Here is an 11399-nt window from a genome sequence, read left to right as displayed (position 1 = left end):
GGTATTCACGCCGCGGTGCTTGCTGAGAACTTCTCGTAGTAGAAGTGCGCCGGCGTGATACCGCTGTCGCGCAGCCATTTCTGCACGGCCTCGACCATCGCAACCGGTCCGCACAGATAGACGTCGACGTCGCCGCCATTGAGCCACGCGGGGTCAACGTGTTCGGTGACGTAGCCTTTGCGGTCGTGGGCGCTGACGGCATCGGCCACGCAGGTGCGATATTCGAACTGCCCGATGGCCCGTTGCGCGTCATCGAGCTGCGCGGTTCCGACAAGATCGTGGTCGTTCGTGACGCCGTAGACCATGCGCACGGGTTGCGGGCTGCCGTTAGCGCTCAGTACGTGCAGCATCGAGAGGAATGGCGCAATGCCCGTGCCGCCCGCAAGAAACAGAACCGGCCGCACCGGATCGCGCAAATAGAAGCTGCCATAGGGCCCGGAAAACGTGATGGCTTGTCCCGGTTGGGCCTCCTCGCACAGATAGCGGCTCATGCGGCCGTCCGGCACGTTGCGCACCACGAAGGCGGCCTGCGTGGCGCCGGGGGCCGAGCTGAACGAATAGGAGCGGAAGGCGTCGCTGCCTGGAATGTCGACATTCACGTACTGTCCAGGCAGAAAACCCAATTGCCCCGGCTCGTCCACGTCGATTGAAAAATGGATGGTCGAATCCGTGAGCTTGTCGATCGCGGCCAGTTTGCCGGCGTGTTTCGACACACCGGTCTTGCACGCGGCGGAAGATGCCGGCACGCGAATCACGCAGTCCGAGCGCGGACGCGTCTGGCAGGCGAGCACGTAGCCTTGGGCGGCTTCGTCCGCGGTGAGGGCATCTTCGATATAGCTCGACTCGGGCAGATCGTACGCGCCCGATTCGCAGAAATTGCGGCACGTGCCGCACGCGCCGTCGCGGCAGTCGAGCGGAATGTTGACTTTCTGCCGATACGCCGCGTCCGACAAGGTCTCGTTGTCGCGGCAGGTGATGAAGCGGGTCACGCCGTCTTCGAACTGAAGTGCAATGCTGTGTTCCATGTGCTGCTCCCGAACCACGTCTTTCTCAGATGTGGTAAATGTCGATGACCTGATTGATGTAGTCGTTCTTCAGTACGACATACTTGTTCAGGATTTGCGGTTCGCCGCCCGAAAAGTCGATCACGTAGCGCGACATGCCGAAGTAGCTGTAATTCGTCTTGTAACGATGGCTCAGCGTGTGCCAGTTGAAACGCACCGTGAAAATGCCGTCCTTTTCGCTCTCCAGCTCCACGTTGCTGATGTTGTGACTGGTGCGCGTGTCCGGCATGGTCGCGCTCGAACGCTCGGTTTTGATGCGGAACACGCGGTCTTCGAGCCCCTGGCGATTCGGGTAGTAGATCAGCGAGATTTCGGTTTGCGGATCGGTAACGAGCTTGTCTTCGTCATCCCACGAGGGCATCCAGAACACCGCGTCCGGGTGATAGCAGGTGAGCCAGTCGTCCCATTGCTCGTCGTCGAGCAGGCGCGCCTCGCGATAAAGAAACGCTTTGATGTCGGTAATGGCAAGCGGCTTCATGCTGCGGCTCCTTCGGTCGGCGAGACCTGTTTTGCTGCCGGCGTCATGGCCGCTTTCATCGTCTCGATCCAGTAGCGGTGCTGCACGGTGTACAGCCCTTCGTCCTCGGTCTTGACGCCGCTCATCAACGGCTTCAGGCCGATCTTGTTCGCCGCTTCGTCCGGACCGTCGATCCAGTGGCGCGCGCCGCGGCACATGTCGTTCCATTCGAGCGCACTTCCCGCATAGCCTTGCTGGCACGCACGAAACTCTTCGAGGTCGTCAGGCGTCGCCATACCGCTCACATTGAAGAAGTCTTCGTACTGACGGATGCGGCGCGCACGCGCTTCGGCCGATTCGCCCTTGGGCGCGATGCAGTAGATCGTCACTTCGGTTTTGTCGACGGATAGCGGGCGCAGCAGGCGGATCTGCGAGCCGAACTGGTCCATCAGGTACACGTTCGGATAGAGGCACAGGTTGCGCGAGTTCTGGATCATCCAGTCGGCGGTTTCGCTGCCGCAACGCGCGGCGAACGCGTCGCGCTGGCTGAAATTCGGGCGGTCTTCCGGATTGGCCCAACGCGACCACAGCAGCATGTGGCCGTGTTCGAACGCATAGAAGCCACCGCCTTGGCGGCCCCAGTTGCCCGCGTCCATGGCGCGTACCTGATCGACGCGCGCGTTTTCTTCCTTGCGATGATTGGTGGTCGCCGCGTAATTCCAGTGAACCGCCGACACGTGATAACCGTCCGCGCCGTTTTCGGTCTGCAGCTTCCAGTTGCCCTCATACGTGTACGTCGAGGCGCCGCGCAGCACTTCGAGTCCGTCTTCCGACTGGTCGACGATCATGTCGATGATGCGAGCAGCCTCGCCGAGAAACTCTTCCAGCGGCAGCACGTCGGCATTGAGGCTGCCGAACAGAAAGCCACGATAGCTCTGGAAACGCGCGATCTTCTTGAGATCGTGCGAACCCTCCTTGTTGAAGCAGTCGGGATAGCCGGCATCTTCCGGGTCTTTGACCTTCAGGAGCTTGCCGCTGTTGTTGAAGGTCCAGCCGTGAAACGGGCAGGTGTAGGTGGCCTTGTTGCCGCGCTTGTGACGGCACAGCATGGCGCCGCGGTGCGTGCACGCATTGATGAAGGCGTTCAGTTCGCCTTGCCGGTTGCGCGCAATCACTACCGGCTGGCGGCCCATGTGCGTCGTGTAGTAATCGTTGTTGTTCGGGATCTGGCTTTCATGCGCCAGATAAATCCAGTTGCCCTCGAAGATATGCTTCATCTCGAGTTCGAAGAGGGCAGGATCGGTAAAGGCGCTGCGGTGCAGGCGATAGTCGCCGCGCTCTTCGTCTTCGATCAGAAAATCGTCGATACGTGTGAGACGCGGCGTGCGATCGGGGTAAATCGGAATCATGGTTGTCTCCTGAATCGTTATTGCGGGGCGAATCGCTTGGCGTGTATTCGCCCCGCGGCAGGCATTACGCAGCGGCGCGAAGGCGCTCGACTTCGCTGGCGGGCGTGGCTGCCTGCTCCGCATTCAGGCGGAAGTCGAAATCGATGGAAACGAAGGGTTGCTCGAGACCCTCGCGGCTGATCTGTTCGGGCGAGGTGATCCGCTCGATGGGCGGCACGAGGCCTTCGCGGCTTGCGAACGCGAAGTCGTCCCACAGGTACTCGTCACCGTCGATGTTGATTTGCGTGGTGAGCTTGTGGTGGCCCGGCGCGGACACGAAGAAGTGGATGTGCGCGGGGCGGCGGCCGTGGCGGCCGAGCTTGTCCAGCAGCCGCTGCGTGGTGCCGTCGGGCGGGCAGCCGTAGCCCACCGGCACGATGCTGCGAAACTGATAGCGGCCGTTGGCATCGGCAATGATCGTGCGGCGCAGGTTGAAGTGCGACTGCGTCTTGTCGAAGAAGGAGTAGTTGCCCTTCAGGTTCGCGTGCCAGACCTCGACCTGAGCGCCCGGCAGCGGCTGGCCGTGGGTGTCGAACACCGTGCCTTGCATGACCAGCACGTCTCCGTCGGCGGACTCGGTGCCGTCATCGAGCCGCGCGAAGCCTTCGCTCGCCGGTGCGCCCGCCACATACAGCGGCCCTTCGATGGTGCGCGGCGTCGCGCCGCTCAGACCCGCCGCGGCGTCCGCTTCGTCCATGCGGATGTCCAGAAAGCGTTCGAGGCCGAGCCCGGCGGCAAGCAGCCCCAATTCCTGCGTCGCGCCCGCTTCGGAGAAGTATTCGATGCCTTTCCAGACTTCGCTGGCCGTGAGGTCCAGATCTTCGATTGCCTTGAACAGGTCGCTCGTCAGCCGCACGACCACTTGCTGGGTGCGGGCGTCGACGCTGCCCTTCGCGGTGTCCACGAGGAATCCGCGGACGAGGGACTCGATGTCGGAATGTTTCATTGTCTGCTCCAGTACTCTGCTTTTCGAGGGCGCCGCAGGTATGCTGCGGGTGTCGCCGTGTAATGCCTGAAAGGTATAATTTGTTTGGAGATCAGGCTTAAGTGCAGAATAATGGGCGCCGGTTTGGCCCGTCCAACACCGATTTAGTATGAGTTTTATATCCAAAAGGTATGGTTATGGAGCTGCGCCACTTACGCTATTTCGTCGCGGTCGCCGAGGAGCAGAATTTCACGCGTGCCGCGGAACGTCTGCACATTGCCCAGCCGCCGCTTAGCCGGCAGATCCAGCAACTGGAGGAGATGCTCGGCGTGCAGTTGTTCGAGCGCGGTTCGCGGCCGCTCAAGCTGAGCGACACGGGGCGCTTCTTCTACTCGCATGCGGTGCAGTTGCTGGCGCAAACCGCCGAGCTGGAGTCGATGACCAAGCGCGTGGGCAAGATCGAACGCAGCATGTCGATCGGATACGTCGGCTCGACGCTGTACGGCATGCTGCCGAAAATCATCCGGCGCTTTCGCGACCAGAACCCCGCGGTGGAGTTGACCCTTCATGATCTGTCGACGATGGATCAGATCAAGGCCTTGAAGGAAGGCCGTATCGATGTCGGCTTTGGCCGCATCCGTCATGAAGATCCGAGCGTGCGCCGGATCGTGCTGCGCGAGGAGCGCATGATCGTGGCGCTGCCGGTGGGCCATTCGCTCACGCTGTCTAAAAGCGCGCTATCGCTGCACGATCTGCTGGCCGAAACGCTGATCATTTTCCCGAAGGCGCCGCGGCCGAGTTTCGCGGATCAGGTGCTCGCGGCTTTTCACGACCGCTCGCTCAAGCCACACCGTGTGTACGAAACGCGTGAATTGCAGATCGCGCTTGGCCTCGTGGCGGCCGGCGAAGGCATTGCGATTGTGCCGAGCAGCGTGTACGGATTGAAGCGCGACGACGTGAGCTATATGAATCTGGACGACCCGAACCTCGTCTCGCCGATCATCATGAGCATGCGCATGCTCGACGAATCGGAAGACATCAACGCGATGCTGAAGTTGATTTACGCGCTATACGTCGAAGAACAGATGGATTTCCTGCCGCCGGGCGAGCACTGAGCCGCGGCCGGCGGCGCGCGCTCATGCCTCGCTCATGCTTCGGTCACCTGCAGGTGATACAGGCCCCAGGGGGACAACTCGAAGCGGTCTTTGAGCGGCTTGTTTGAGAGTTCGGGGATATTGTCCGCGTCATACGTGGCCCATAGCGGACCCACGCCGCCGAGCGGCATCGGCTTGCCATCCATTTGCGTCGCCACGATGAAGCGATACGCGCGCACTTTGTCGAGCGTGGTCATGATGGCGTAGCCGTCCACCGCGTGCATCACGATTTGCGTGCTGCCCGCGGTTGGCGCGCCGACGTGTTCGAGCACGTCCGTCAGCAATGGGCCGCTCAAGGTGTGCTGGCGGGAATCGTATTCGGTGGTGGGCTTGATCGTCACGGCGGGCATGCCGGCAAGCATCGGAAAATCGACGCCATATGCCTCGGAGAACTTCACCTGGTGCTTCGCGAGCAACTGATCGAATGCCGGATCGAGCGCGCCGCGATTGTGCCGCTTGATCGCGCCGGTGATGGTCAGAACGACGGGGGAGGCAGCGCAGGCTTCGTGACGCTTGGGCTTGCTGCCGAATGCGGGCGCGGCAGCGGCGCTCAGCAGTGCGGCGCTGGTCAGGAATTGACGCTTGTTCATGGGCGTGGTCTCCGGGCTCGAATAGGGGGCGGCGTGTCTGGCTAATCCGTCGCGGCCTCTATTGTCAGGCAATCGCCACCGTCTGTGTCGCGGCCGCGCTTTATATTTGGCGGTCGTTCCCTATGGGCACTTCACGGGTGGCGCATCTGCGGCTGCCACTTCCGCACGCTCGGTCGCACCAGCTCTATTACATGTGAGGTAATTGGCGGGCCGCACCCCCACGCCTAATCTTCGGTTGTCGCGCGGTTCATCCCGAGCTGCGTTCACCACTGAGGACTTCATCATGTCGACGTTTCAGGTTTACACCATTGACTCCGCCCCCGAACAATCCAAGCCGGTGTTGCGGCAGCTTCAGGAAATCTTCGGCTTTGTCCCCAACATCGCAGGGGCTATGGCTGAATCGCCCGTGCTGATCAACGCCTTCATCAACCTGTTCCAGAAGGTGCATTCGGGTACGTTCACGGAAGCGCAGATCCAGACGCTGCTGCTAACGAATGCCGTCACCAATGCATGCACGTGGGCAGTGGCGTTTCACACCGCGTTGGGCTTGCAAGCAGGACTCGCTCCCGCCGACGTCGAAGCGATTCGCGCGGGCCGCGCGCCTGCGGACAAAGAGCATGCGGCGCTTTCCATTCTGGCGAAGACAGCAATTCAGAAGCGCGGACATCTCGATGCCCATGCCGTGAGCCAGTTTCTCGAAGCCGGGTTCCGCCGGGATCAGGTGCTTGAAGTGCTCGCGGTGTCGGCGGCGTCGACGATCACCAACTACGTGTGCAGCATTACGCAGCCGCCGCTGGAAGCGCAGTTCCAGGTTCACGCCTGGCAAGCCTGAGCTTCGTGAGAGAAGGAAGAGGAGGCGGTCAGCGCCGAGGAGTATGCTGATCGCTGACGTCCGGCGGATCGGTTGGCGTCGAGGCACTAAACGTGCTCGACGCTTGCCGGTCCCCCAAACTGACTGTTATCGACTTGCGGATCAGAGAGCGATGAATTCTGCGAACCCAGTGAAGAAAGTGCCGCCGAACGATCTCGGCATGCTGTTGCGCCATTGGCGAGACATGCGAGGTGTCAGCCAGTTGGACCTGTCGTTAAATGCCGGCGTTTCGCAGCGTCATATCAGCTTTATCGAAAGCGGACGCAGTGTGCCGAGCCGGCAGATGCTGATGGATATCGCGCAGACGCTCGACATTCCGCTGCGCGAGCGCAACACGCTGCTCTTGGCCGCGGGCTATGCGCCGATGTATGCGGACGGTGCGTGGAATGCGCAGGAGATGCACAGCGTCACGAGGGCGCTCGGACGCATGCTGCGGCAGCATGAACCCTTTCCGGCGCTGGTCATCGACCGCTACTGGAACGTGCTGATGACCAACGACGCCGCCCCGCGCTTTTTCAGTTGCTTCATTGACATGGCGGCGCGCGAGGGGCCGCGCAACATGCTGCATCTGATATTCGATCCCGACGGCATGCGCCCTTTCGTCGCCGACTGGCCAGGCGTGGCGGACAGTCTGATTCGGCGGGTCTACCGGGAATCGGTGGGCCGCGTGGTCGACGACTCGACACGCGAGCTGCTCGACGCGTTACGTGCGTATCCGGACGTGCCGGCGAGTCTCACGCCAGGCAGTGAGTTGGCGGCGGGTGCTTCAGCGGATGCGATGCCGGTGATCCCGATTGGCTTCGTTAAAGACGGCCGCGTCATGAAATATTTCTCGATGGTCGCGACCGTCGGGACGCCGCAGACGATCGCGGCGCAGGAACTGCGCCTCGAATGCATGTTCCCCGCGGACGACGAAACGGAAGCGTGGCATCTGGAAATGCTGGACGAAGCTTCGCAACGGACGCATTGAATCGTGAGTGGCCTGGCGGTTCGTGATGTCGGTTGCGGTTCTTATGCCGAATCCGCTGCCATCTTGCCGTCACTAAGCGGTTCTACATTCACGAATCGTTCCATCCTCGACGGAGATCAATCTGCATTCCTGATATTTTTAATTGCCTCTGTACGTGCCTCGATGGCGCGAACGACGGCCGCCATATCGGCTTGACCGAGACCTAACTCGACCGTCTCCGTGTACAGATTAAAGCAGACATCCAGCAGCGGAGACGCCAGGTGCGCATTGCGCGCCGCTTCGGCCGCGAGCCGGTTGTTCTTCAGCACGTCGTGAATGGAAGCCTGCACCGTGAAATCTTCGTTCACGAGCTTGTCGACCTTCACGCGCGATACGTTGCTTGCCATCGGTCCCGCGTCGAGCACGGCCTGGAATTGCTTCATGTCGAGTCCGTAGCGTCGCGCCAGATGCGACGCCTCGGCCAGCGCGGTCACCATTGGGATCAGGAACGTGTTGACGGACAGCTTCATCAGCAGCCCGGCGGGCACTGCTCCGCAGATTACCGTTTCATGGCACATAGGCTTGAGGAGTGGACGTACCTCTTCGACGGCTGCGGGCTCGCCAGCCAGCATCGCCACCAGTTGCCCCGCCTCAGCCGGCTTGCGCGAGCCCGAAACGGGGGCTTCGACGTACTGTCCCCCTGCCGCGCGGATGTCGGCTTCCAGACCACGCGAATAGTCGGCTGAAGTCGTGCCCATGTGCACAATGATGTGCTGTGCGACGTTCGCTGCGAAATCCGCGGTGTGGCGGCAGAGCACGCTGTCGAGCGCCGTATCTGTCGCGATCATAAGGATGACGATGCGGGCCTGGCGGAAGACTTCACTGGCGGATTCTGCAACCAGCGCGCCTGCGTCGCGCAGCGCGGCGCAACGTTCCGGTGTGCGGTTCCATACGACCAGCGGAGTGCCCGCGAGTGCGAGGTTGAGCGCCATGGGCTGTCCCATGACACCAAGGCCGATGAATCCTGTTTTCATGAGTGTCTCCTTTCAGATCGCCGCAACTACGCCTGCACACCGGAGGTGTCGATTTTCATAAGAAAAATGCACCCACTCTTCAAATAATTTCATTTTACTGTTCGCGGTGCAGCGCTCAGGATGAGAGTTCGGCAAGGGTAGCGGTGAGGGGCACGGAGGTGAGCATGCATGATCCTATTGAACCACTGATCCTCGATTTGCTGGAGTGGATTGGGCATGGCACTCGCCCTTATAGTGAGGCGATCGAAGTGTGGCGTACATCCTGTCCGCGGTTGCCGGTCTGGGAGGACGCCTGCGCGTCTGGCTATCTGACGCGCACTCATTTACCTGGCGGTGTGGCCGAAGTGGCGCTCAGCCCGGCCGGTGTTGCCTATCTGCGCGCCAGTAGAAACACGCCGGGGACGGATTCACCGCTGGGTGGTTGAGCTTTCGGGAGGGAGGTCTATTAGACGCTGTGCCGCTTCAGCCGAGTGTTTCTATTCCACGATCGTTGGGCGTTCCAGTTCGATCCAACGCTTCACAGACGGTCTTTCCCACTGATATGCGGCGTAGTCTTTCAGTCGTGCGGGTACCGGGTCATCGTTCAGGATGAGGCGATTTAGCATCAAAGCAAGATCAGTGTCAGCGATGCACCAAGACCCGAAGAGATTCTGGTCATCTCCGGCGAGCAATGCTTCGGCTGCGGAGAACAATTTTCGGGCGGCGGCTTCGGCCACTGGAGTAAGCTGCGCGCCGCGTGCACCGTAGAACACCACTTCTGTAGAGCGTTCCAGGCGGATGGGCATCAGATCGCTGCGCAACCACGCCTGAATTTGGCGTGCACGCGCGCGCATGCGTGTGTCTTGCGGATATAGCGATGCCGGCGCAAATGCTTCATCAAGATACTCGGTAATCGCTGATGATTCCGACAGCGCAAAGTCTCCGTGCGTCAGCATGGGTATGCGCTGTGTCAGCGACGTGGCTGCATAGCTCGCGTCATGATTCGCGCGACTGCCGAGGTCCACGGTCGACATTTCAAATGGAAGCCTCTTTTCGTGAAGCGCCACGAAGACCGACATCGCGTAGGGGCTTGCGAATTGCGCATCGGCATAGAGGTGAAGGCTATTGTCCGGCAATGTGCTCTCCTTGGTGCTGCGGTCGTGAAGGGCCTTGATGATAGATGGCGTGCAGAAGCGCTTCGAGATGATCCTTCCATGCGGGCCACAAAATCCTGACCCGTATAAAAGAGCAAGCACTCAATCTCCGTCAGGGATCGGAAACCGTGACGAAAACTTCACTTCACGTAGCGCAAGGCTGGACTGTATCGAAGCGATGCCCGCCTGCTTCCTCAGCACGCGCTCGACGAAATCACCGTAGGAATCCAGATCGTGGGCGACAACCTGCAGGATATAGTCCGCGTCCCCAGTGATCTTGTGACACGAAAGAACCTCGGGGCGACTGCGAATGACGGCTTCGAAATTGTCAGCCGTCTTGTCTGAATGGATGTGAAACCTGACGTGCACGAAGGCAAGCAGGTTGAGTCCGATCGCGCGCCGGTCGATGTTTGCTTGATACCCCGTAATCACACCCTGGTCTTCCAGGAGTTTGCGGCGTCGCCAGCAAGGCGTCACGCTGAGCGAAAGCTGCTCGCCGAGAGCGGCGTTCGACAGCGCGCCGTCTTCCTGCAGAAGGCGCAGCATTGAGCGATCGACGGGATCCATCTCGACTTTTGGGCGGTTTGTGCTCATTGCGGATAATTTGTAGGCGAAATTTCTAATAGTGTAGGCTTTGATGCAATCGAAAGCAAAATCATTGCAGTGATGCGTCGCTAGACTGTTGGCTACTCTCAATAGCGCAGCCAACCATGCTTACCATCTACAGCAACGATCACAGCCTGCATCATGGCGTCGAACTCAAGGACGGCGCGATCTCCGAGTCGTTCGAGAAGCCTCTGCGCGCCGAGACGGTACTCGCGCGAGTCAAGGCAACGGCATTGGGCGATGTGATTAGCCCGAAGCCCTATGCACCCTCAAGTTACGTTGGTGCGCATAGCCAGCGGTACATCGATTTCCTGGCGAGCGCGTGGAAGGAATGGTCCGCTACGGGCCGCAAATCCCAGGCGCTTCCTCTCGTGTGGCCCGTGCGCGGGTTGCCGGCCACGGAGCTGCCGCAGTTCATCGACGGCAAGCTCGGCTTCTTCTCGATGGACGCCGGCTCACCGATCAACTCAGGTACGTGGGATGCGGCGTGCTCGAGCGCCAACGCGGCGCTGACGGGCATGGATGCCATATGCGATGGCGCGCGCGCCGCGTTCGCGCTGTGCCGTCCGCCTGGCCACCATGCCGGGCGCGAATACATGGGTGGCTATTGCTATCTGAACAACGCCGCGATCGCCGCGCAACACGCCGTCAAACGCGGTGCGAGCCGCGTGGCAATTCTCGACATCGATTTCCATCATGGAAACGGCACACAGGACATCTTCTACGATCGATCCGATGTGCTGTTCGTATCGATTCATGGTGATCCAGCCGTCTCCTATCCGTATTTCTCGGGGCACGCCGGCGAGCGGGGCATAGGTGCCGGAGCAGGATTCAATCTGAACTTGCCGCTGCCAAAGGCAACGGCTATGAACGCATTCGAGGCGGCACTGCATCGTGCCGGCGCAGCGATCGGCGGACATGCGCCCGACGTGCTGATCATTTCCCTGGGTGTCGACACGTTTGAACACGATCCCATCAGTCACTTCCTTCTGCGTACGCCCGACTATCTGCGCATCGGGGAGATCATCGCGGGTTTCAACATCCCTACGCTGTTTGTGATGGAAGGTGGCTACATGGTTGACGAGATCGGGATCAATGCGGTCAACGTTCTGCTGGGCTTCGAAGGGCGTGCATGACACGTCTTTCCAACGCATGGCAGTGCAAACCG

Annotated in this window: 13 protein-coding genes; 5 read left to right on the top strand and 8 right to left on the bottom strand. The window is 60.6% G+C overall.

Going from position 1 to position 11399, the window contains the following annotated elements:
* Positions 1-5: 5 nt before the first annotated feature.
* From benC to catA, 4 genes are all read right to left on the bottom strand, one after another.
* On the bottom strand, positions 6-1025 hold the full coding sequence (gene benC / locus A6V37_RS21925; protein WP_064286340.1) for a benzoate 1,2-dioxygenase electron transfer component BenC: 1020 nt from the start codon (positions 1023-1025) through the stop codon (positions 6-8).
* Between the two features lie 25 nt (positions 1026-1050).
* Positions 1051-1542, bottom strand: a complete 492-nt coding sequence (benB, locus tag A6V37_RS21920; protein ID WP_064265423.1) for a benzoate 1,2-dioxygenase small subunit — start codon at positions 1540-1542, stop codon at positions 1051-1053.
* Complete coding sequence (benA, locus tag A6V37_RS21915; RefSeq protein WP_064265425.1) at positions 1539-2930, bottom strand: benzoate 1,2-dioxygenase large subunit; 1392 nt, start codon at positions 2928-2930, stop codon at positions 1539-1541. The genes benB and benA overlap by 4 nt, the downstream gene beginning before the upstream one ends.
* A gap of 64 nt (positions 2931-2994) precedes the next feature.
* Positions 2995-3915, bottom strand: a complete 921-nt coding sequence (catA, locus tag A6V37_RS21910) for a catechol 1,2-dioxygenase (RefSeq protein WP_064286339.1) — start codon at positions 3913-3915, stop codon at positions 2995-2997.
* 176 nt (positions 3916-4091) lie between these two features.
* Here catA and A6V37_RS21905 point away from each other — a divergent pair, with 176 nt between their 5' ends.
* A complete protein-coding gene (locus A6V37_RS21905; RefSeq protein ID WP_064265428.1) occupies positions 4092-5009 on the top strand; it encodes a LysR family transcriptional regulator in 918 nt (305 codons plus the stop codon).
* Positions 5010-5041: 32 nt separating this feature from the next.
* On the opposite strand, the gene A6V37_RS21900 is transcribed toward A6V37_RS21905, so the two are convergent.
* Entirely contained in the window at positions 5042-5638 is a 597-nt protein-coding gene (locus tag A6V37_RS21900) for a putative pterin-binding protein (protein WP_064265430.1), read from the bottom strand.
* Between the two features lie 283 nt (positions 5639-5921).
* Here A6V37_RS21900 and A6V37_RS21895 point away from each other — a divergent pair, with 283 nt between their 5' ends.
* Complete coding sequence (locus A6V37_RS21895) at positions 5922-6470, top strand: carboxymuconolactone decarboxylase family protein (protein ID WP_064265432.1); 549 nt, start codon at positions 5922-5924, stop codon at positions 6468-6470.
* 151 nt (positions 6471-6621) lie between these two features.
* Entirely contained in the window at positions 6622-7479 is an 858-nt protein-coding gene (locus A6V37_RS21890) for a helix-turn-helix domain-containing protein (RefSeq protein ID WP_064265434.1), read from the top strand.
* Positions 7480-7595: 116 nt separating this feature from the next.
* Here the strand turns inward: A6V37_RS21890 and A6V37_RS21885 are convergent, their stop codons facing one another.
* Positions 7596-8492 carry an NAD(P)-dependent oxidoreductase gene (locus A6V37_RS21885; protein ID WP_064265436.1) on the bottom strand — a complete coding sequence of 299 codons (897 nt, stop codon included), beginning with the start codon at positions 8490-8492 and terminating at the stop codon, positions 7596-7598.
* A gap of 164 nt (positions 8493-8656) precedes the next feature.
* Here A6V37_RS21885 and A6V37_RS39395 point away from each other — a divergent pair, with 164 nt between their 5' ends.
* Positions 8657-8917, top strand: a complete 261-nt coding sequence (locus tag A6V37_RS39395; protein WP_075643536.1) for a 3-phosphoglycerate dehydrogenase — start codon at positions 8657-8659, stop codon at positions 8915-8917.
* 51 nt (positions 8918-8968) lie between these two features.
* Here A6V37_RS39395 and yfcF read toward each other — a convergent pair whose 3' ends face one another.
* Together yfcF and A6V37_RS21875 are read right to left on the bottom strand one after the other, a co-directional pair.
* Positions 8969-9607 carry a glutathione transferase gene (yfcF, locus tag A6V37_RS21880; protein ID WP_075643535.1) on the bottom strand — a complete coding sequence of 213 codons (639 nt, stop codon included), beginning with the start codon at positions 9605-9607 and terminating at the stop codon, positions 8969-8971.
* Between the two features lie 120 nt (positions 9608-9727).
* A complete protein-coding gene (locus tag A6V37_RS21875) occupies positions 9728-10219 on the bottom strand; it encodes an Lrp/AsnC family transcriptional regulator (RefSeq protein ID WP_064265509.1) in 492 nt (163 codons plus the stop codon).
* Between the two features lie 116 nt (positions 10220-10335).
* On the opposite strand from A6V37_RS21875, the gene A6V37_RS21870 reads away from it, so the two are divergent.
* Positions 10336-11367 carry a histone deacetylase family protein gene (locus tag A6V37_RS21870; RefSeq protein WP_064265438.1) on the top strand — a complete coding sequence of 344 codons (1032 nt, stop codon included), beginning with the start codon at positions 10336-10338 and terminating at the stop codon, positions 11365-11367.
* Positions 11368-11399 lie beyond the last annotated feature (32 nt).

It is taken from the genome of Paraburkholderia ginsengiterrae (assembly GCF_001645125.1).
GTDB lineage: Bacteria > Pseudomonadota > Gammaproteobacteria > Burkholderiales > Burkholderiaceae > Paraburkholderia > Paraburkholderia ginsengiterrae.
The sequence above is the reverse complement of the archived record's forward strand: the minus strand, read 5'-3'. Positions and strand labels throughout refer to the sequence as shown.